Annotated in this window: 19 protein-coding genes; 7 read left to right on the top strand and 12 right to left on the bottom strand. The window is 58.1% G+C overall.

Features of this window, described 5'->3' with window-relative positions; genetic code table 11:
- Nucleotides 1–24: 24 nt before the first annotated feature.
- The 5 genes from QP093_RS07695 to QP093_RS07675 form a co-directional block, all read right to left on the bottom strand.
- Nucleotides 25–1,473, bottom strand: coding sequence for an MFS transporter (locus QP093_RS07695; protein WP_082628655.1), 1,449 nt, complete (start codon nt 1,471–1,473; stop codon nt 25–27).
- Between the two features lie 61 nt (nt 1,474–1,534).
- A complete protein-coding gene (locus QP093_RS07690; RefSeq protein WP_285015986.1) occupies nt 1,535–2,428 on the bottom strand; it encodes an IspD/TarI family cytidylyltransferase in 894 nt (297 codons plus the stop codon).
- Between the two features lie 60 nt (nt 2,429–2,488).
- Entirely contained in the window at nt 2,489–3,037 is a 549-nt protein-coding gene (locus QP093_RS07685) for a CarD family transcriptional regulator (RefSeq protein WP_092648182.1), read from the bottom strand.
- A 143-nt stretch (nt 3,038–3,180) separates the two neighbouring features.
- The gene (locus QP093_RS07680; protein ID WP_058237745.1) at nt 3,181–3,882 is read right to left on the bottom strand and encodes a response regulator transcription factor; all 702 of its coding nucleotides are present in this window, start codon (nt 3,880–3,882) and stop codon (nt 3,181–3,183) included.
- 2 nt (nt 3,883–3,884) lie between these two features.
- On the bottom strand, nt 3,885–5,060 hold the full coding sequence (locus QP093_RS07675) for a sensor histidine kinase (RefSeq protein WP_162272387.1): 1,176 nt from the start codon (nt 5,058–5,060) through the stop codon (nt 3,885–3,887).
- 186 nt (nt 5,061–5,246) lie between these two features.
- Here QP093_RS07675 and phoU point away from each other — a divergent pair, with 186 nt between their 5' ends.
- The gene (gene phoU / locus QP093_RS07670) at nt 5,247–5,891 is read left to right on the top strand and encodes a phosphate signaling complex protein PhoU (RefSeq protein ID WP_058237743.1); all 645 of its coding nucleotides are present in this window, start codon (nt 5,247–5,249) and stop codon (nt 5,889–5,891) included.
- A 150-nt stretch (nt 5,892–6,041) separates the two neighbouring features.
- Here phoU and QP093_RS07665 read toward each other — a convergent pair whose 3' ends face one another.
- Together QP093_RS07665 and QP093_RS07660 are read right to left on the bottom strand one after the other, a co-directional pair.
- Nucleotides 6,042–6,779, bottom strand: a complete 738-nt coding sequence (locus QP093_RS07665; RefSeq protein WP_058237742.1) for a phosphoglyceromutase — start codon at nt 6,777–6,779, stop codon at nt 6,042–6,044.
- Nucleotides 6,780–6,912: 133 nt separating this feature from the next.
- Complete coding sequence (locus tag QP093_RS07660; protein ID WP_058237741.1) at nt 6,913–7,236, bottom strand: histone-like nucleoid-structuring protein Lsr2; 324 nt, start codon at nt 7,234–7,236, stop codon at nt 6,913–6,915.
- A gap of 373 nt (nt 7,237–7,609) precedes the next feature.
- Here QP093_RS07660 and QP093_RS07655 point away from each other — a divergent pair, with 373 nt between their 5' ends.
- Together QP093_RS07655 and QP093_RS07650 are read left to right on the top strand one after the other, a co-directional pair.
- On the top strand, nt 7,610–8,227 hold the full coding sequence (locus QP093_RS07655) for a DedA family protein (RefSeq protein ID WP_074026239.1): 618 nt from the start codon (nt 7,610–7,612) through the stop codon (nt 8,225–8,227).
- A gap of 77 nt (nt 8,228–8,304) precedes the next feature.
- Nucleotides 8,305–9,573 (top strand): chloride channel protein, encoded by a 1,269-nt coding sequence (locus tag QP093_RS07650; protein WP_082628653.1) that lies wholly within the window; start codon nt 8,305–8,307, stop codon nt 9,571–9,573.
- A 38-nt stretch (nt 9,574–9,611) separates the two neighbouring features.
- On the opposite strand, the gene hemH is transcribed toward QP093_RS07650, so the two are convergent.
- Nucleotides 9,612–10,643: a ferrochelatase gene (hemH, locus tag QP093_RS07645; protein WP_058237740.1), complete on the bottom strand. Its 1,032-nt coding sequence runs from the start codon at nt 10,641–10,643 to the stop codon at nt 9,612–9,614.
- A 64-nt stretch (nt 10,644–10,707) separates the two neighbouring features.
- Here hemH and QP093_RS07640 point away from each other — a divergent pair, with 64 nt between their 5' ends.
- Nucleotides 10,708–11,301 carry a methylated-DNA--[protein]-cysteine S-methyltransferase gene (locus tag QP093_RS07640; RefSeq protein WP_058237739.1) on the top strand — a complete coding sequence of 198 codons (594 nt, stop codon included), beginning with the start codon at nt 10,708–10,710 and terminating at the stop codon, nt 11,299–11,301.
- Here the strand turns inward: QP093_RS07640 and QP093_RS07635 are convergent.
- The 3 genes from QP093_RS07635 to QP093_RS07625 form a co-directional block, all read right to left on the bottom strand.
- On the bottom strand, nt 11,286–12,506 hold the full coding sequence (locus QP093_RS07635) for a DegT/DnrJ/EryC1/StrS family aminotransferase (RefSeq protein WP_285015985.1): 1,221 nt from the start codon (nt 12,504–12,506) through the stop codon (nt 11,286–11,288). The genes QP093_RS07640 and QP093_RS07635 overlap by 16 nt on opposite strands.
- A gap of 56 nt (nt 12,507–12,562) precedes the next feature.
- Entirely contained in the window at nt 12,563–14,101 is a 1,539-nt protein-coding gene (glpK, locus tag QP093_RS07630; RefSeq protein WP_058237737.1) for a glycerol kinase GlpK, read from the bottom strand.
- 262 nt (nt 14,102–14,363) lie between these two features.
- A complete protein-coding gene (locus tag QP093_RS07625; protein ID WP_058237736.1) occupies nt 14,364–17,165 on the bottom strand; it encodes a Cna B-type domain-containing protein in 2,802 nt (933 codons plus the stop codon).
- Nucleotides 17,166–17,329: 164 nt separating this feature from the next.
- Here QP093_RS07625 and QP093_RS07620 point away from each other — a divergent pair, with 164 nt between their 5' ends.
- Genes QP093_RS07620 through QP093_RS07610 form a run of 3 tightly spaced genes read left to right on the top strand, consistent with a single transcriptional unit; the run spans nt 17,330 to nt 19,252 of the window.
- Nucleotides 17,330–17,551, top strand: a complete 222-nt coding sequence (locus QP093_RS07620; RefSeq protein WP_257525642.1) for a hypothetical protein — start codon at nt 17,330–17,332, stop codon at nt 17,549–17,551.
- The gene (locus QP093_RS07615) at nt 17,541–18,494 is read left to right on the top strand and encodes an ABC transporter ATP-binding protein (protein ID WP_285015984.1); all 954 of its coding nucleotides are present in this window, start codon (nt 17,541–17,543) and stop codon (nt 18,492–18,494) included. Before QP093_RS07620 ends, QP093_RS07615 begins: the two co-directional genes overlap by 11 nt.
- Entirely contained in the window at nt 18,491–19,252 is a 762-nt protein-coding gene (locus QP093_RS07610) for an ABC transporter permease (protein WP_257525638.1), read from the top strand. The genes QP093_RS07615 and QP093_RS07610 overlap by 4 nt, the downstream gene beginning before the upstream one ends.
- A 257-nt stretch (nt 19,253–19,509) precedes the next feature.
- On the opposite strand, the gene QP093_RS07605 is transcribed toward QP093_RS07610, so the two are convergent.
- The gene (locus QP093_RS07605; protein WP_371935779.1) at nt 19,510–21,360 is read right to left on the bottom strand and encodes a phosphoenolpyruvate carboxykinase (GTP); all 1,851 of its coding nucleotides are present in this window, start codon (nt 21,358–21,360) and stop codon (nt 19,510–19,512) included.
- Between the last annotated feature and the right edge of the window lie 220 nt (nt 21,361–21,580).

Genomic DNA, 21,580 nt, shown 5'->3' with positions numbered 1-21,580 from the left:
GCTTCCAGGAACGTGCTTCCAGTATCACCCCTGTGACGGCGTGCTGTCCTGATAAATGTTCAGATGCGCGGATTCCTGGCGAATCGGAATGAGCAGCAGAAGGCCAGCCAGCAGTACCACGACGATGCCGAGAATGCCCCAGTGAGTGGCGTCCACGTCCGGTGGTGTGACGGCGCGCCCCAGTTTGATGGCCAGGTAGTACAGGGCAGGTGAGAGGAAGGAGACAGCTCGGCCGGTCGTGGCGTACAGGCCGAATACTTCGCCTTCGCGACCTGCCGGAATCATGCGCGCCAGGAAGGAGCGCGAGGCCGACTGTGCCGGGCCGACAAAGACGCACAGGATCAGACCCAGGACCCAGAAGATCGGCTTGCCGAATGAGTGGAAGAAGAACACCAGCAACCCGGAGGTCACCATGCACACCAGGGACAGGATGATGACGCGCTTGGGGCCGATCCAGTCGTCAAGCGCACCGAAGCCAATGGTTGCCAGGCCGGCGACAACGTTGGCGGCAATGGCAAAGAGGATGACTTCGGAGGCGGAAAAGCCGAACACGGACCCTGCCAGGATTGCGCCAAATGTGAACACCCCAGCCAGGCCATCGCGGAAAACAGCCGACGCGATCAGGAACATCAAGGTGTGGCGAGAGGTGCGCGCCAGAGACTTCACTGTGGACCACAGCAGCTTGTAGGAATCGATCAGTGACTCATGGGTATCGCTGGTGGACACATTCTTCGGCTTGGGTGGGTTGAGGACGACCGGCAAAGAGAATACGGCGAACCAGATGGCTGAGACCACCATTGCGACACGAATATTCAGCCCGTTTTCACCTGTCACGCCGAACCAGCCGACTTCGGGGTTGATGAAGCCGACGAAGAGGATCAGCAGCAACACGATGCCGCCGACGTACCCGAGGCCCCAGCCGAATCCGGAGATTCGTCCCATCGCTGACTTATCAGCCAGGTGATTGAGCATCGCGTTGTAGTTGACGGAGGCGAACTCGAAGAACACGTTACCCAAGCCGAGCAGACCGATTCCCAGCCACAGCGCGCCGGTTGGGCCGAGCGAGGAATTAGGTGCCACGAAGAACATGGCGAGCATGCACAGCACCACCATGGCGGTGAACCAGCCGAGCCACACTCCCCCTTTACCGCGCCGATCAGCACGCTGCCCCGTGATGGGAGCTAGCAGAGCGATCACGATGCCGGCAAGGGTCAGTCCCAGTGACAGGTTCTCGTTGGCAACAACTTTGGGGGCGAACACCCCGTCAGTTGTCAGGTAGACAGAGAAGACGAAGGTTGTTGCCACGGCGTTGAATGCGGCTGAGCCCCAGTCCCACAAAGCCCATGAGACCACTTTCTTGTTCCACAGAACCCAGTGGTGGCGTGACCCTGACGGAGGCGTGGAACCTGTCGAGTGTGACGAAGTGGAAGAAGGAGTGGGAGCATGCTCGAAGGACTGCTCGTGTTGTGACATGGGATCTCCTTATACAAGGGTGCGGCGCGCGCCGCAGACAGATACCTGCGATTGCAAGGTATCACGCATCGGGCGCGTACCTGTGATCTAGACAGGCTTGCGCCAGGGCAATGTCCAACTCGGTGGTCACTTTGAATGCCATCGTGTCGCCCGCAATCGACATCACCGTCAGTCCCAGTGCTTCCACCAACCCTGCATCATCGGTGGCGGCGCTCGATTCGTCGGCTGCTCTGCTGGCTCCGTACTCGTGAGCACGGCATATGACGTCCCACGTGAAGCCTTGCGGAGTTTGAACAGCGCGCAGGCGTGAGCGGTCAATACTCGGGTCGAGGGGTGATAATGCATCGTCTCCCTCGTCGATGTGCGTGCCGGTGGCAAGCGGTTTGATCGTGTCAGTTACTGGCAAGGTTGGGATGACGGCATTGGCACCGTTTTCAATGGCTCGGGCAACGCGGTCAATGAGCGCCGGCGGTGTCAGGCAGCGCGCCGCGTCGTGGATCAGGACAGGTGTGCGCGCGTCAGGACGGAACTGTTCAAGGGATCGCAAACCTGCGGCCACAGACGCCTGACGCGACGCTCCTCCCGCGACGACTCGCACGGTGGCAGACAGGTCGGGCAGCGCACTCCCGATGAGTTGTTCAAAATCGACGAGGGCGTCTATCGGAGCGGTGACCGCAATGTGTGTGATTCCCGCTGAGTCAAGGCCGCGAAGGGCGCGCAGTACCATCGGTGCACCGCCTACTTCGACGAGGGCTTTGGGCATGTGCCGTCCCAGTCGGGTGCCCGAGCCAGCTGCGGCCAGGACAGACAGGCGCCTCTTGACAGGTGCAGGTTCTGCTCGTGCAGATTCGGTTGACACAGATTCAGTCAGCGCAGGTTCAGCTGACACGATGCCAGCGTGGTGGGATCCAGGCGCCTGCAATGGCGTCGTTGACTGGGATCGCAGCTGGCTCATGTCAGGATGGTCGCAATTCAGGTGCCGCGCCACTGCCGGGAGGACGCGACGCTGACGGCACTACTTGTCGTCGCCTGATTCGTGAGTGTCGGTGCCGGCATCGTCGGCGCTGTCATCCGTTTCGGCCGATTCAGCCAGGATCGAGTCGAGGCGATCCGATGCTGCTGACTTGTCGATGTCGCGGGCCAGAGCAAGCTCAGAAGTCAGGATCTGGCGGGCTTTCGTCAGCATGCGCTTTTCGCCCGTGGACAGCTTCTTGCTGGCGTCGCGGCGTGTCAGGTCACGAACAACTTCGGAGACTTTGACGATGTCGCCGGTTGCGATTTTTTCCTGATTCGCTTTGAAGCGTCGTGACCAGTTCGTCGGCTCTTCGACATAAGGTGCTCGCAGAACGGAGACGACTTCTTCCAGCCCGTCTTCATCGACGACATCTCGAACGCCAACGAGGTCGACGTTGTCAGCTGGCACTTGAATCTTGAGGTCACCTTGCGTGACGCGCAGTGTTAAGTAAGTTTTTTCCTCACCGCGTATCTTTCGGGTGGCGATCTCCTCGATCGTGGCTGCTCCGTGATGGGGGTAGACGACCGTTTGACCGATGGTGAACGTCATAAAAGAAACTCCTGCTGGTATTCAACAATACCGCCATTCTACCAGTAATCGTGCACACACAGTCAGTGGGGGTGTTATGCTAGCGCTTCGCTCGCTCCACGCCCCTTCGCACGGGGATGCCGGCACACACCTGCGCGCCGTTTTTACTTGCTTTCGTCGCGCGGATTCGACACCAGTTTGTATCCCAGTCCGCGAACGGTCACCAGGCGGACGGGGTGGGATGGATCCGGCTCGATCCGAGCGCGCAGACGTTTGACATGCACGTCCAGGGTTTTTGAATCACCGATCGTTCCGACTCCCCACACACGATCCATCAGCTGCGAGCGCGTCAGGACTCGATCGGGGTTGCGGGCGAGGAATTCCAGCAGTTCAAATTCACGCAGCGGCATCGACACGGATGTGTCGTCCACCGTGACTTCGTGCCTGTCCACCCACAGGCGGATCGTTCCCACTTCAAGGACTTCTTCTTCATCCTCCAGCGTGCCAGCCTGGCGCCGCAATACTGCACGGATGCGGGCCAGCAATTCACGGTAGGAATACGGCTTCGTGATGTAGTCGTCGGCACCCATCTCCAGGCCGACGATGCGTTCGACCACTTCGTCTTTCGCGGTCACCATGATGACAGGAACGTTGGATACTTTTCTGAGTTTCCTGCACACTTCGGTGCCCGACATTCCCGGCAACATCAGGTCAAGCAAGATCAGATCCCATTTCGGATCGATCGCTTTTTCGAGTCCAGCATTTCCGTCGGATGCTTCGCCCACGTCAAAGCCGTCCCGACGCAGGTTGTAGGCGAGTGGCTCACGGTAGGAGGCTTCATCTTCGATTATCAAAATTGCCGTCATGATTATCTTGCGTCCTTGTCTTTACGCTCGTCTCCATTTTCACCGATCTCTGCTTCAGGTAACACTAGCGTGAACGTTGATCCGCGACCCGGGAGGGATGCAACGGTCACTGTTCCGCCGTGATCACTGGCAACATGTTTGACGATTGACAATCCCAGTCCTGTCCCCCCTGTTTCACGTGAGCGTGCCGTGTCGACTCTAAAGAAGCGTTCAAAGATGCGTTGCTGATGCTCAGATGAGATGCCGATACCGGTGTCGATGACGCGAATGCAGATTCGTTCCTGGTTGCGTACCGCGTCGACACGCACCCATGAATCCGGATGCGAGTACCGCACAGCGTTATCGACGAGGTTTCGGACCGCCATCACCAGCATGTCCTTATCTCCCCACACGTAGGCCTCGAGCGCAGGATCCGGTCCGCGTAACTCGATGCGTGCCTGCTCGGCGGGGAATTCTTCCTGATGGAGCGCTTCGCTGATCACTTGCTTGACGCTGACGAGGTCGGGCGAATCCAGAGCATCAGGTGATTGCAGGCGCGACAGGTCGATAATGTCCTGCACCAGTGTGGACAGTCGTTCCGATTCTTTCGACAGTCGGCTCGCGAAGTAGGCAACTGCTTCAGAATCGTCAGAGTTTTCAGCGATCGTTTCGGCCAGAAGTCGCACAGCTCCGACAGGTGTTTTCAGCTCGTGCGACACGTTCGCAGTAAAATCGCGGCGCGCAGCCTCGTTGCGTCGTTGGATCGTCAGATCCTCTGCCACGATCAAGAGGAGGTCACCGGGCAGCGGGGCCACCCGTACTCGGAAGAACAGTTCCGCTGCTTCAGGAAGGTCGGAGCGTGGCAGCGTCATCTCAGTGGTCAGCGGGACTCCCTCGGCCCGCACGCGTGCGGCAACTTCAATGAGGGCAGGGTGCGTCAGTTCCTGGTGACGCGCCAGGCCTTTGGCATACGCTTTGGCATCAGCGCGGACAATCTTGTTGTCCGCGTCAACGACGATCACGATGCCGGGCAGAGCGGAAGTCATGGCGAGCAGATCGACAGGCGGCTGGGTGTACTGCGGATCCACTCCATTTTCGACGTCCTGTTGACGCTGAGACAGCCGGAAGGCTCCTACGCCGACAGCGCCGACGAGGACACCCAGCAGCGCGACAACGATGAGAGTGATAGCGTCCAACACAGACATAACTGTATCGATCTGTTTGCCTCTTCGTCACCACTCGTGACGGGCCATCTGCAGATTTCCTGCAACAATACCCGAAAAGCAAGCAGGAGTTAACCAAAAATTAACCCGATATGCACACACTTGGCACTTATCTTTGGTGGACTTAAACAGTTACAGTGGATTTTTCGTGAAGGAGACATTGTGCGCACTGTATATCGACAGGAACTGACGCAGCTTGGACTCGATTTGGAGAGGATGAGCTCCGGTGTCACCGTCGCGATTGAACGCGCAACGCAGGCCCTGCGCGAAGGTGACATGATCAAGGCGGAGCAGACAGGCGACGCTGATGACCGCCTCGACCAACTGTCCCGTCACATCGACGAAACCTGTGTGAGCCTTCTGCTGCTACAGGGCCCCGTTGCATCCGATCTTCGCCTGATTGTTGCGGGCCTGAGACTGACTCAGACGATGGAGCGTCAGGGCGACCTTGCGGCCCACCTGGCTTTGATCGCACGCAACCCCCACCAGGAGCCGGGGATTTGCCCACAGGCTCGACCGCTCATCACCAAGATGACGGACGCGGCCGTGCAGATGGCACACTCGATGGAGAAGGTTGTCCAGACCCAGGATCTGAACCTGGCCCGTCGTATGCATCGCGATGACGACATTCTCGATGACCTGCAGATCGAGGCTCGCCGCATGGCAACCGATGACGACAATGATCTGACTCGCGCTCAGGTGATCGACGTGACGCTCGCGGCCCGCTTCCTGGAGCGCTTCGGTGATCACGCTGTTTCCGTTGCAGACCAGGTGATGTACATCGTGGAAGGCGCACAAACCGCCTAAGCGGAACTGCCGAATCTATATCCGGCGAACGCGGAGCTCACACACCGTATTACCCCGCTGACGCCTTCAACATGCGCATAAAGGCTGGTGCCCCACCTCCTTGGGAGGTGGGGCACCAGCCTTGAGGGTGGGAACCCTCGTGAATGAAACTTACTTGCCCTGGTTTGCTACGGCCGCGATCTTGGCCTCAGCATCGGGATCAAGGTATGTGCCGCCCTTCTTGACGGGTTTGAGGGTTTCCTCGTCAAGCTCGTAGACCAGCGGAATGCCGGTCGGGATATTCAGGCCGGCGATGTCGTCGTCGGAGATATCATCGAGGTGCTTGACGATGGCGCGCAGTGAGTTGCCGTGGGCTGCAACCATCACGGTCTTGCCGGAGCGAATCGCGGGAACGATGGTGTCATTCCAGTACGGCAGCAAACGGGCCAGCACGTCCTTGAGGCATTCGGTCAACGGAATCGGCTCGCCTGCATAGCGCGGGTCGGCGTCCTGCGAGAATTCCGAGCCCTTTTCGATCTCCGGCGGCGGCACATCGTAGGAACGGCGCCACTGCATGAACTGTTCCTCGCCGAACTCGTCGCGGATTTCCTTCTTGTTCTTGCCTTGCAGAGCGCCATAGTGACGCTCGTTAAGGCGCCATGAACGCTCCACGGGAATCCAGTGACGGTCCGCGGCATCCAGGGCCAGGTTGGCGGTCTGGATGGCGCGACGCAGCATCGAGGTGAACAGCAGGTCAGGCAGGATGCCGGCTTCCTTGAGAAGCTCTCCTCCGTGCGTTGCCTCTGAGCGACCCTTTTCTGACAGGGGTACGTCAACCCAGCCGGTGAAAAGGTTCTTTGCATTCCATTCGCTCTCGCCATGGCGGAGCAATACCAGTTTGTATGTCATAGTCCTATTCTCACAAAGATCGTGCCCGCTGTCACGGGACCCTTCGACATCACTTCACAGCGTCGGCAATACGAGCCACTCAACAACGGCCGGTCGCCGCCTGAGCGGTTGTCCTTCACCTCATCGGCAGCTCTTACTGATGCGCCTGACGGTACTGCTCGACAATGCTGGCGGGGATACGTCCGCGCTGTGACACCTCAAGACCCTCATCCTGCGCCCACTGGCGAATCTTCGCTGAATCGGACGCACCGGCGGTTGCACCGCTGCGGCGAGTGACAGCCCGGCCACCGGTCCGGCGCGCATGGCGAATCCACTGCGCGAAATCGTCTTCGATCTTGTTCGCGTGTTCAGCATTCAGATCGATTTGGTAGGAAATGCCGTTGAAGGCAAAACTAATCGTCCGTTCAGCTTCAGAGCCATCGATGTCGTCGACCAAGAAAACCTTTGTCTTTTTCATTGAAAGTATTCCTTCTGCAGAATCCAATTCCGACAATAAAAAGAGTAGCACTTCAATCGGTTTTCATTTATTTGAATTCATCTGGCAATGTGGCGTGAACCGTTTTCTCACATCAACCGTTCTCTCGTATCAGCCGTTTTCTCGTATCAGCCGCTTCCTCACATTAGGCACTTTCTCAGATCGCTGACAAGTTCATGGTGAACACCAAAATCGGGCAGAACCTGCTACCAGGTTCAGGGACTGTTCAGGGGATTCCCCTATGGCGTTTAACTTCCATTCCGTGCGATGATCACCATGTGAATTCATTGAAGCACCGGCCTGCGCCAGACTGTTCGACGTTGTCGCATTCCCTGAGCTTTTCAGGCCTGTCGCAATGAGCTCCTTTTGGTCCTTTATCAGCGGCATCGAAGCCGCCATCGTTTCATTTTCCGATCAGCCGCTTTCCCTCGTTCTGTGCGTCCTGGCATGCTGGGGTGACGGGTTCTTCCCCGTCCTTCCCTCTGGTTCGGTTATCAGCGCCCTGTCGGCAACTCCGGCATACCGTGAACCTGTGTTCCTGACATTCCTCATTGTGTGCTGTGCCTGCGCGGCACTTGTAGGCGACCTTACAATGGCGACGATCGGTCGACTCTTTCCTGAAAAGTCCCGTCGTCTACCGAAACTCAATATGAGGTTAAGTGCAGTAACAGAGCGCCAATGGAGAATTCTCCTGTCGACGGGTCGATTCGTCCCCATTGTGCGAATTGCGATTTTTTTCAGCGCGGGGAAAATGCGCATACCTTTCCGCCATATTGCGTTACTCGATGCACCCGCCTGCCTTATCTGGTCTTGCATCTACGGCCTGAGCGGAACAATCGGTGCACGTATTTCGACTTCACCACTGATATCGATGGCATGCGGAATTGTCTTAGGAGCTTTGTGCGCAGCAATTCTGACCCGGATTGCTCAATACCTCCATTCCCGCCACGCGAAGGTTACTAATCAGTCCTGACAGTACGCGCCTGTGCCCCGCCCGCCTCACCGCGTCCCTGCTGGCGCACCGAAGCGCAGCCAACGTACGGTAGATAGGTGCACGTACCGTCAGACGGTGAAAGCTCTCACCGCACTCCGCTCGTTCGCCTCATCGTGGCCGTCATTTTCACGGCCGCAATTGCCGGCATTACCGGATGGTTCTTTTCGCATCTGCTTCACCTGATCGAAAGACTCGCCTACGGTGAGAGCGCAACCTTCATCGAGGCTGTCCTGTCAACCGATTCGTCCAGACGCGTCATATTTCTTGCTCTGGCAGGTGCGATCGGCGGGATTTCCTGGGCACTGCTGCACCACACCAGACGAGGGATCGTCACCGTCACCCAGGGTGTCAACGGGGCGAAAATGCCGCTCTTGACCACATTCACGCACGCGACCACACAGGTTGTCATTGTGGCGCTCGGTGCGTCCATCGGCCGGGAAGTGGCACCGCGTGAAGTATCCGCAGCCCTGTCAGGATGGTGCTGTGACCGGTTGGGACTGAGCGCGCAGGATCGCCGCCTGATCGTCGCATGCGGCGCAGGCGCAGGGCTGGCCGCTGTGTATTCAATTCCCATTTCAGGAGCAATTTTCGCCCTGGAAGTTCTGATCGTTTCTCTGACCCCGCGGGCATTGTGGTGTGCATGCCTGATCTCGGGCCTGTCTGTCCTGGTCGCCCAAGGCCCCATCCGGCCCGAACCGTTCTACACGGTCACCGCACCCACTTCAACACCATCACTGCTGCTGTGGGCACTCATCGCCGGCCCGATCTTAGGTACAGCAGGCTGGGGTTTCAGTCGCCTGGTGAAACGCGCTGAAGACCTGCGCCCGACAACCCCGCTGCTTCTAGTCACCTTGCCTGTAATCTTCACACTCGTCGGGCTCATCGCCGTGTGGATTCCGCAGGTCATGGGTAATGGTCAGGCCACTGCTCAGGCGGGATTCGACGCGCATTCCCTGGCCGCCCTCGTCCCTGTCCTGATCATCACGTGTGCCAAGGCCATCACAACGCTGGGCACAATCGCATCAGGGGCATGGGGTGGCACGCTGACACCGGGTATCGCACTGGGAGCCGGATTCGGCGCCGTCGGTGGACTGGCGTGGTCGACGATGTTCCCCGACATTTCAATCACTGCCTGCGCGCTGATCGGAGCGATGTCATTCCTGGGCTCATCGATGCGTGCGCCGCTCACCGCACTCGCCCTTGTGCTGGAGTTTACGCATCAAGGGGCAACTATCCTGGTTCCGGCACTCATTGCACTCGGATTGTCGTGGGCCATCACCTGCGCATTCACGCGCCTGAGCGAGGCGTCACACCCGACCGCATAGTCGACGAGGTTCACACTCAAACGGGTAGCCGACGAGGCTTACACCCAGCCGGCCAAGCCGGTGCGGGCGACCTCCTCGAACGTGTCGATGCATCCGGGCAGATCGTTGCCCCATGGCACGTAGTGGAACTGCGAACCGCCAGCTTCGATGAAGGCATCACGGTTCAGGCGTGCGATCTCATCAAGCGTTTCGATGCAGTCTGCGACAAACCCGGGGCAGATCACGTCCACTCTGGTGGTGCCCACTGCGCCAAGTTCCCCCATCGTGTCGATGGTGGCGGGCCCAATCCACTTGGCCGGCCCAAAGACGGACTGGTAGCGGGTGAGTACCCACTGTGGATCCAAGTTGAGGCGCGATCGCAGCAGTTCAGCCGTCGTTTCACACTCGTCGCGGTACACGTCTCCGTCGCGGTGCATCGCCTCGGGTATCGAGTGGAAGGACAGGACGAGTTTGTCGCCACCTTCAAAATCGGGCCGGCCGCGCGCATCCCAGTGATTAACGAGGGCGGCCGCGAGCGCCTCGATATACACCGGGGCGTCATGGAAGGAGCGAATGGTGCGGATCTCCAGTTGATTGCGAGCGTTCAGCATGTCGCGGGCAACTTCATCGATGACAGGCGCGGTAGATGAGGAGGCGTACTGCGGGTAGGCGGGAATGATGAGGACGCGCTGCACTCCCTGATCACGCAGCTGATCAAGCACGCTGCGGATCGATGGTTCGCCGTAGCGCATGGCCAGGTGCACGTCGGCAACATGGTCGAGGCGCGCAGCCAGTTCGTCGCGCTGACGCAGCGACCAGTACATCAGTGGTGAGGAGTTCGACTCGGTGTGCCAGATCGACTCGTAGAGTTTTGCAGACCGTGCAGGGCGCACCCGCAAGATGATGCCTTCGAGGATCGGTCGCCAGATTGCTGGAGGCATTTCAATGATGCGCCGGTCGGAGAGGAATTCACGCAAGAAGGGGCGCACAGCCCGGGCTGTGGGTGCCTGCGGCGTTCCGAGGTTGGCCAGGATCACTGCGGGTCGTTCGGCTCGAGCGTTTTCTGACACAGCTAAAGATTTCGTCACGATGTGTACTGTACGGGAAAAACTATGTTCAATGCGAACTCACGCGCCCCACAGTAGGCTGACGACCATGACCCCCACAGCCCCGGCTTTTCTCTCACGCTACCGTTCACCCATCGGCACCTGGACACTGGCTTTCATAGGTGGTGACCTCGTCGGACTGTGGTGTGAGGGGGCGAAGCATTTCGGCTCCACCATCGCCGGCATGACGCACACCGATGACATCAGTGAGCTGGAGCCACCCTCGTCAATCAAGACGCAGAACAACCTGACCTGCACAACGCGCTGGCTGGACACCTACTTTGCCGGCCACATTCCCGACGAGGTGCCTGCGCTGCGCCTGGTCGGCACTGATTTCCAGGTCAGTGTGTGGCGCGAGCTCCTCGCAATTCCCTACGGGCAGACGACCACGTACGGTGACCTGGCCGATGCTGTTGCTGATCAGCGAGCCAGCGGGCTGGCACGTCAGGCTGGTCAACTGACCTGTCAGGCTGGCCGGCCGGCACCTCAGGCTGTTGGGCAGGCTGTCGGGCGCAATCCCATCTCCCTCATCGTCCCGTGTCACCGTGTCGTGGCGGCAGATGGTTCGTTGACGGGATACGCTGCGGGAACTGACCGCAAGGCGTGGCTCCTTGAGCTGGAAGACGCTCAAATCGCTTCATGAGCGGCGAGCCAGCGTACGGCCGCATCGGCCAGTCGCTCAGCATGGTCGCGTGATTCCTGGGTCCGCAAGTTAATGATCGAACGCTCGATCTGGCGTGTGCGTGAAAGGTCATCACTGTGAGAATCAAGTTCGTATGTACGCGGGCTGCGCACACCGGGGAAGAGGAGAGGCCGATACCACCTGCCCGGATAGAAGCCCTGTGACTGCAGCGCACTGAACATGTCTTCTGGGTCGATAGGCTGACCGGACCCATCGCGCTGGAGGATCACAGGGAAGCGGATCAGCGGCATCGATGCGGTGACAGAAGCCGGGACCGTTGCGGCGGTGTGGATTGCTGACAATGCACGCAGGTAGTGGCCGGTTCGCTCGGCCAGTTCACGTTCAATGGCATCCACACCCGCGAGTGCTTCGCTCATGTGGTCGAGCACCCAGCGTGAGGGTGCGTACGGTCTTCCGTTGGATCCGCCCTGCCATTGCGTGTCAGCAACTGGCGGGTAGAAAAGGTGTGCGGCCTGAGCCGCACTTCGCAACCTGCCTGAGAGCCCTGATGGCAGGTGAGAGTAGGCGCGATCTTGCAGGCGATAGGTCCGAATTGCCGTGTCGAGAGTAACTCGAGGCTGAGGCAGGTTCGTCAGTGCACGGACGAGGAGCTGGCGCACAGGCACATCAACCGTGTCGGGATTGAGCCACAGTGCGGCACCGAATTTCGTGGGCAAAACCTTTTCCGCGCCGAAAGAGTGAATCGAAATATCCGCGAGGGGACGCCGCGTCTGCGGATCGGTGGCCATGCGTCCGACGCAATGTGCGCTGTCTTCAACAACAAAGGCGTCCGCTGCGTGCGCCTGATCCACGATCACCTTGGATGCGCCATCGTCCACGATACCGAAGGTGTGCTGGAGGACGATCGCCCCCGTCGAGGGCGGGAACGTCAAGGTCTGTGGGTCGATCGAGAGCGTGTCGGGCGAAATATCGGCGTACCGCGGGAGCATACCCGCGGACACAATCGGGTTAATTGCCGTGACGCGCGTGAACGCCTGCGTCACGACGTAGCGGGCGCGCCGCGCCTGCCGGATCGCATCAAAGGCCAGGTGCATGGCGTGGCGTGCGGGCGCACCTGCATGACGCTGGGCAGTACGGTCACGCCGTATGAAGTCAAGCACTGAAGGGGTCAGCAGATTCTCACCGAATTCTCCCCGTGTTTGCACCTGAGATGGGGCTCCGGCCGGCCTCCCTCGTCAATTAAGTGAGGCGCGAATGGCGGTCAGGCGTTTTCGACGTCCTCATCTACCCAATTGAAGGTGCGTGTGACGGCTTTCTTCCACAGGCGGTAGTTGCGGTCGTACTCGTCGCGATCATCGCCTGGTTCCCAGCGCTTTCCTTCCGACCAGTTGTCGATGACGTCCTGCTCGCCCTCCCAGTAGCCCACGGCAATGCCTGCTGCGTATGCGGCGCCTAGCGCTGTTGTCTCCAGGACTTTCGGGCGAACGATCGGCACACCCAGCTGATCGGCCTGGAACTGCATAAGCAAATTGTCATTCGTCATGCCACCGTCGACGCGCAGCTCCTTCAACGCAACACCCGAGTCCGCTTCCATCGCGTCAAAGACTTCGCGGGACTGGAAAGCGGTGGCTTCTTCAACTGCACGGGCCAGGTGTCCCTTGTTGTTGTATCGCGTCAGCCCCACGATCGCGCCACGTGCATCGTCCTTCCAGTACGGTGCGAACAGGCCGGAAAATGCGGGTACGAAGTACACGCCACCATTGTCATCAACTGTTTTCGCCAGGTCTTCAATGTCTCTGGAGTCCTTGATGATTCCCAGATTGTCGCGCATCCATTGAACCAGTGAGCCTGTTACGGCAATCGAGCCTTCCAGGGCGTAGACCGGCTTGTTGTCACCGATCTTGTAGCACACGGTGGTGAGCAGACCGTTTTCTGAAAAGACCGGCTCCTCACCGGTGTTCATGATGACGAAACAGCCCGTACCGTACGTGTTCTTTGCCATGCCTTTGTCGAAGCACGCTTGCCCAAAGGTGGCGGCCTGCTGGTCACCAAGGATTCCAGCGATCGGAGTGTCAATCAGCAGCCCGTTCTTGCGACCGTATCCGTAGATTTCAGAAGAGGAGCAGATTTCAGGAAGCATCGACATAGGGATGCCGAAGTCCTCGCACACGTCTTCTCGCCACTGGAGTGTGCGAATATCCATCAGCATGGTGCGCGACGCGTTGGTGACGTCAGTCTTGTGAGCACCTCCGTTGACGCCGCCGGTCAGGTTCCACAGTGTCCAGGTGTCGGTGGTGCCGAACAGGAGGTCACCAGCTTCGGCGCGTTCGCGGACTCCCTCGACGTTGTCGAGGATCCATTTGATCTCAGGGCCTGCGTAGTAGGTCGACAGGTCGAGACCGCAGATGTCGCGGTACTTTGACTTCCCTTCGTCACCTGCAAGCTCACGAATGATTTGCGATGTGCGCGCGTCTTGCCACACGATCGCGTTGTAGACGGGTTCGCCGGTGTTCTTATCCCACACGACAACGGTTTCGCGCTGGTTCGTGATGCCGACGGCTGCGATCGCGTGCCTGTTGATTTCGGCTTTTTGCAGGACGTCCGCGACGCAGATGCGAATGTTGCTCCATATTTCGAGTGGATCGTGTTCAACCCATCCGGGCTTCGGGAAGATCTGCTCGTGTTCCTTCTGACTGACGGCCACGATCTGCCCATCGTGGTTGAAGATAATGGCTCGTGAGGACGTCGTGCCCTGATCGATGGCAAGTACGTAGTGTTCTTCCGCGGTCTTCTCAGTCATTGCGTCTCTTCCTGTCGTCCCTTTCCTATCAGTGACAGCCTCAGGCCTCACTGCCTGCACATACATGATAGAGCGCATCTCGCGTGCAATCAGCCCGTACTGCGACGAGGGAGGCCGCGTCTGGTCAGTTTTACCGACGAGGGCGGCTGGCCAAAACCGTCTTGCCAACGAGGAACGGGCGCACGCTGAAGCACAGAGTCTTCCAGCGCGCGCCCGTCTGACACGGAGATTCAACAGCTCAGAACTGATGCACCTCCTGAGTTCAGTGGATTCCTCGGCGGCGGTACCAGAGCAGGCCAGCGCCCAGGGTGATCATCAAAATGCTCGCTCCTACAGCACCTCCAGCCGTCGCCCCCGTGTTCACGATGGTCGGCGGTGACGGTGGTGTACCCGGCGGAGGCGGATTCTTCGAGTTCGTGATGGTGAATCCGTCAGTCGCAGTTCCTGTGATGCGGGCACTGAAGCCGTCAACTGGTGTTTCCTTGACTGTATAGACGATGGGCGCGGAGCCGTCTGCATTGAACATTTCAAGGTCGGCAAATGTGCCTGACCAGGAGTTGTCTGCTGAGAGAGTGAGTTTCTGTCCAGTTGGCTCACCGTCAGCCACAAGTTCAACGTCAATGGACTGTGGGATATCGTCACTGAGCGCTGCGCCGTCGTGGTTCACCCATTTCTTCGTCACGGGAACAGCTGTGAGGGCTCTGTTTGTGATCGTGAAGCCGTCCACGGCGTTACCAGCCACTACCGACCGATACCCAGGAACCTCAACCTCACGCACCGAATACTCAACCAAGACGCCATGGTCAAACTTCGGCAAATCCTTAAACACACCGGACCACGAATTATCCGCCGACAAAGTCAACGTCGTGCCAGTCGGCTCCCCACCAGTCAACAACTCAACCACAACACTGCCAGGACGTTCACCCAACGCATCCTCACCATCAAGCCACGACTTCGACACACCCACAGAGGTGAGGATCCGGTTCGTCAGCGCAACACTGTAGGTCTTCTGCTTGTCATCCGAAGTTTCTGAGACCTTCATGGTGTAACCGTCCGCGCCGCTTTCCTTGAACTTAAGCGGGATGCGTTCACCTGTTGCGGCATCGACTAAGGTCTGAGGATTGGGGAAGTTATCGATAGTTGTTTCCCAGTTATTTGCCTCCGACAGCTCGATACCTTTGACGACCTCTACATCATCAACGAGGACGTCCAGCGTAATTCTGTCTGGGCGCACACCCGGGTCATCGTTGCTCCAAGATTTCTTGATCTTGAGTTTCCAGGCATCTTCACCAAAGAACAATTGTCCGTTGTTGGCAATGCCTCCACCGCTAAATCCCATGTCAGTGGCGAGGTTATTTTCGATTCTGACAGTGGCAAGACGTTCAGCCAGTCGCTTTGCCTGATCACTCGGAACCGACTTAAAGGCCTTATTCACTGTGTAGAGTTTGTTATTCTCCACCCGCTTGTTGTCGCCGCCTTGCACGTATCGCGGTTCTTGCTGCTCTTGCGGCCAGTTCAAGCGCTTACCGAAAATCGAGCCATCCTGGTACCACATTCTCTCTGCACCACCAAGCATGCGCTCGCCTATGAAGACAGGGTGGCCTTTCTCCGGCTCAGCCGCGCCAAAAGTATGCTCAGCGACGCTTGCAAAATCGTCTCCTGCACCTTTGTATTCCTTATTACGCCCAACATCTGGGGCAGAATTATCGAAAATCGCGACGCCCTTGGTGATGTTCAAGGTGGTTGTGCCCGTTGCGCAGTTCCACACACCGCCACCCTGCGTGCTGGGAAGGTGATTTCCTGCCCCGATAAGGAATGCGTCTTTGGTTGCATTGCCGCGGATCAGAGAGTTCTCAATGGTAAGAATCGAATCGGAATCGTTGTAGATACCGCCACCGCCCCAAAAGCCCTTCGCAACGTTGTCGTGTACGTAGCCGGCTTTCATCGTTACCTTAGCTTCACCGTAGAACGCGAGTCCGCCTCCAGCTTTCAGGGCCACGTTGTGCGCAAATTCTCCTCCGCTGATCGTGGCTTCGCCACCACCGAGAGCGATTCCTCCTCCGTGACCACTAGCAGTATTGCCTTCGACCGTGCCGCCGGAGATTTCCACATCTTTGCCACCACCGAGCGCGATCCCTCCTCCGAGACCTTTAGCAGTATTGCCTTCGACCGTGCCGCCAGAGATTTCCACATCTTTGACATCATGGATGTACATGCCGCCGCCCTGACCGGCGTAATCACCGTTGGTGTTTTCCTGGACAGTTCCGCTCGTGAAGTTGAAGCTATCTCCATTATCAATCGCGATTCCTCCGCCAATTTCGGTGGTATTTTTTGCGATTGTCGTTCCATCAAGCGTGACGTTGGCAAAACTCGCATACACGCCTCCACCGAATCCTTTATATTTGGGATGAACCGCATCATTGCCGGATATTTCCCCACCGGTCAAGGAAACGGGTACAGGAGCACCTTCAGCTCCCCAAATGCCTATCGCACCACCACGCTGGTAGCCGTGGTTCTCCTGAAGAGTTCCGCCGGCAATGCTGACACCGTCACCGCCGTAGATCGTAATCGGTGCGTAGAGGCCCTCATTCACCCCTTCAGGCAGGGTGCCGGAGGTATCAGTGACATTGTTCCTCGAAAAGTCAGCGCTCCCAGTCATGTTGAATTCGCCGTCTTTGACGAAGATGACAGGTCCGGTGAGCGATGTGTCGTGGACGGATCCGTCAGTGAAGTCCAGCGTTCCACCGTTCACAACGATTCGTGAGTTCGTGAAGGAGGGGCCGGCAAGCGTGAGGCTCCCGCCTTCGGCCACAGTCACTGTGTCGGCGCCCACTCCCGTGACAGTTCCACTGCCCGTGAGAGTCAGTCTCGCACCCTCCGGAACAACGAGCGGTTTGTCTGCTGTCGCACTGACATCACTGTCAATCGCGACTGTGGTCTCAGCACCTGGCGTCGCCTGGGCTGCCTGGGAAACGATTGTGTCCCATGAGGGGGGCTCCTCTGCCCTCGCAATCCCACTGGGTGTCAGTACAACAGCGAGGGAAACAGTAAGGAGACTGGTCACAAGCCTTAAAACACTACGCATGTCGTCATTCCGATCCCAGCGAAAATTCCTCAAACTATTCGATCATCTCACTTTTCCACCTTTCTCGTGTGTGAATTCCTGCATAGCGGTAAATTGCTTGCGTCTGACCCAGCCTGGCTTAACGTCAGAGCAAAAGGACTCCCTTGGGGTATCTACCGACTTCACAGCCCATCCACTCGCCACGGACCCTGGCCACATTTCGAAACAGGCGCACGACAGCCCTCGACATTCCAGCTCGCGACATGTTCGGATACAAGCCGGGCGATGATGTCCTTCTCCTTGCTGACCCCGAACGCGGCATTGCGATTCTGCCGGCCGATCAGATCAACAAGCTTCTTCCCCAGACACCACCACATGTTTCCTAAGCGAGAATCCATGCCCGCCATTGTGTGCACAGACGTCCGGCGCACCTTTGCCGACGTCATCGCTCTTGACAACATCTGCCTGACCGTTGAGAAACACCAGATTTTTGGCTTACTTGGACCAAATGGATCAGGAAAAACCACCCTGCTCAATCAGATTCAAGGCCTCGACACTCCTGATTCGGGCCATGTGAAAGTCCTAGGCTACGACCCTGCCGATAGTCATGCGCAGCTGGTTCAGCACCTAAGGAGTCAGCATCAGGAGGCGGCACTACCGCCTCGCCTGACGGTGCGCGAAACCCTCGACCTCTTCGCCGCCTTCTACTCTCACCGCCTCAACTCAGCGCAGCTCATCAGCGACCTCCTGCTCGATGACAAAGCCGATGCACGTGTGGAGAAGCTTTCCGGCGGGCAGCGTCAGCGCGTGCTCATCGCGCTCGCCCTCATCCACCAGCCGGAACTGCTGCTGTTCGACGAACTCACGTCCGCCCTCGACCCTCATACGAAGCACTCCATATGGAACATTCTTCGCACCCTGCGCGAGGCAGGCAAAACCATCGTGTTGACTACTCATTCCATGGAGGAAGCCGCACAGATCTGCGATCGGATCGCCATCATGGATAAGGGACACATTCTTGCTGAAGGAAGTCCGAATGAACTTATCAACCGATACGCGCCGCACCAGACCTTGACACTGTCCACCCACATCCCCTTAAACGAAGGAACACTCGCGACGCTCCACAGATATGGAGCCACCCCTCACGCAGGCCAATCCGACTCGCAGACCACGTGGGAAGTTACGGGCGAGGAGGATGTGGTCGCACAGGTTGCAAGAGATCTAGTCAATGAAGGAATCAGCGTCACCGACATGACGTTCAAACAGCCCACGCTCGAAGACGTCTTCCTGCTGCTGACACACGCCACTGAAAAGGAGGACGGGCGATGATGCGCGGATACCGGGCGCTCACTCGCGCCCTCTTCACATCGCAGCTGCGCGAACCCGCGGCAGTGTTCTTTCTTCTCATCTTCTCTCCCGGACTCTTGCTGGTGCTGGGCCTTATTTTCGGCAACCAGAGCATCCCTGAGTTCGGCGGACAAGGGCCCATCGACTACATGCTGCCTGGTGTGATGGTGATGTCAACGCTCATTATCGGGACAACTGTCATCCCTCACAATCACACATTCATGCGGTCCTCCGGCTTACTCACGCGACTTCGCATGACCCCTCTATCTGCCGTCACCTACCTGGCATCCGACATGACTGTCAATTTCGTGCTCGGCATGGTCGGGCCAGTCACCGCATTCATCACCGCCGTGCTGATTTTCAAGGCGAAAACACCGAGCAACACGGTCGCACTGCTCGCAGCAGTCATCATGTGCCAGGTCGCGATGCTTGCTTTCGGTTACGCACTGGCGGCATTGCTCCCTAGCCCCGGCGCAGCCACAGGTCTGGGGAATATGCTGATGATTCTGCTCATGATGACATCGGGCGCGTTCTTCCCCGTTGATTCATTGGCACCCGGTGTCCGCAAGTGGTTGACCGCATCTCCCTCGTACCACATGGCACGGCTTGTCCACGCTTCCTTTTCCGGGGACTCATGGCCAGTCGCCAGCGTTCTGGTGGTCTGCGGCCTCACCGCGCTCACTCTGGCTCTCGCCACGCTCACTATGACATGGGGTTCGCCCAGAGTCTCCTCTCGTTGACCTTATATCCGCTCAGCAAATGGAGCTGCTCTAGCGCAGCGGTCGAGGTTTCTTCTGTTGAGGCGAACGGAAGTCGGGTTATAGGACATCTGGCATACGCGAAGACCATCTGCCAATCTGCAGACAGTGACAGCTGGTACGAACGACAATGAGCACACGGACAAACACCAGGGAGGAAAATGCGGGCCAACTTATGATCAGTGCCCGCCGGACCCCAGATCGCCAGCGGGCACTGATGCTCTTGTATCCTTGCCCTGTCAGATATTCTGACAGATTCGACGGTGCGCCTCCCATATTTCGTCGGGAAGATCGTGGAACTGGTTCAGATACTCTTCGCGGTTATCCAGTTCTTTGACCCATAGTTCACGGTCGATAGTCAGGATCTTCTCCAGGTCTGCGCGCGATCCTTCAAAACCATCGAGGTTCAATTCGTCGACCTCTGGAACGATTCCAACGGGTGTTGAGCGCCCTGTCACTCGACCATCCTTGAGGTCAAGCAACCACAGCAATGCCCGGAGGTTGTCACGATACCCCGGCCACAGGAAATGCCCATCCTCATCATCGCGGGCAAACCAGTTGACGTGAGCGAAAACCGGTTGGTGGGTCGCCTTACCGAGGATCTTGAGCCAGTGAGCTGCATAATCACTCTCGGGATAGGACATGAACGGACGCATCGACATCGGGTCGTATCGAAGAACACCTTCTTTGCCTTCTGCCGCGAACGTTGCCTGAGCGCCCAGGGTAAGACCATCGTAAACGCCTTCAGCAAGATCTGTAATTGCCCGAATGAGGGGCTCGCGGTTGGCTACCCTGCCGCCAAAAATGATTGCGTCAATCGGCACACCCTTCGGATCTTCATAGTCGGGAGCAACGTTCGGGACGTTGCGCAGCGAAGTGGTGAATCGAGCATTCGGGTGTGACCATTCGCAGCCCTTTTGCGATGAGCGCTGCTCTTCCTTGGGACGATCGCTGATCAGCTTACCTGTCCAGTCGTACCATCCTGTCACGTCCTCCGGGTAGTCAGGGGTTTTACCTTCCCACCATACTTCCTGCCTGTCCGGGTTGTATGCAACGTTGGTGAACAGCGCACGGCTCCCAGGACGGATCGACTCCATAGCGGTCGGATTCGACTTCCAGTTCGTGTCTTTGGCAACGCCGAATGCTCCGTATTCTGGATTCATACCGTATACGCGCCCGTCGTCGGGATCGACCCGCAGCCAGACAATGTCATCCCCGTAGAAGAACACTTCGTAACGATCGCCGAGGGCGTCTGGCGCCAACATCATTGCCAGATTTGTCTTGCCTGAAGCTGACGGGAAGCCGCCGCACACGTAGCGTGTCCGATCAGTCACCTTATCGTGAATTCCGATGAGCATGAACTGCTCGGCAAGGAACTTCCCCGACACCCAGCCGTCGTATGAAGCCTGACGCAGGCCGTGGGCGATCTTGCCCAGCAATGCGTTACCGCCATAGGCAGAACCAAAGTGTTCAATGGTGCGCTCATCCGCAAGGGTGGCAAACAAGCGCTGGTCATCCGCAGTTCCCTGTCCCAGATTCTCTATATCTCCCGTGACATGGATGGCGCGCACAAACTCACGAGGCTGATTGTCAGTGTTGACGTACTCGACCCCGACGCGTGCCATGCGAATCATCTGCAGGACAACAATCCGGTTGTCGCTCAGCTCAACGCCTCGTGCCCACACTTCGAGCGCGGAGCCAGGAGGAGCCATCAGATACGGCACAACGTACATGGTTTTTCCATGCAGGGCACCGTGCATATGCGACCGCTGACGCTCATCCACCTCATCAGCATTGTGCCAGTTATTGAAAACACCCTGGTCGCTTTCCCTATGCGTGGCAACCACCGTTCGTTCCTCAGAACGCGCAGTGTCTTTGTAGTATGAGCGCGAATAGTACGTTTCTTTTCCTGCCGGAAAGATCTCACCGGCTTCCAGCGCCTCCTGTATCAGTCGCTCGTCGTCACTGGCACTGATCACCTCAATGGCATCTGGTTGCGTGATTTCTGCCCATTCGCGCACAAAACCAACCACATAGGGATTTGTCACGCCGCCAGCGCGGAGTGCTCCTTGAACGTCACACATCCTCATCGGACCCCTCTCCAACTTTATTTCGGCTACCCCAACTTTATCTTTTGGGTATCCTAACTATAGCGATTTCAACAGAGTCTTTCTGGGACCACAGTCACGTCCAAGCGCCGCGCGCCGGCTCAGGGCCTGGCACACCGATCCTGACACCTGGTTCACTCTGTCATCCTCGGTGCGGCGGGTCTGCCGGCTTCGCTCTCATTGCCCGCCGCAGGCACCTGAG

Source organism: Pauljensenia sp. UMB10120 (genome assembly GCF_030212035.1).
GTDB lineage: Bacteria > Actinomycetota > Actinomycetes > Actinomycetales > Actinomycetaceae > Pauljensenia > Pauljensenia radingae_A.
Note: the sequence above shows the minus strand (reverse complement) of the source record. Positions and strands in the feature narration are given on the sequence as shown.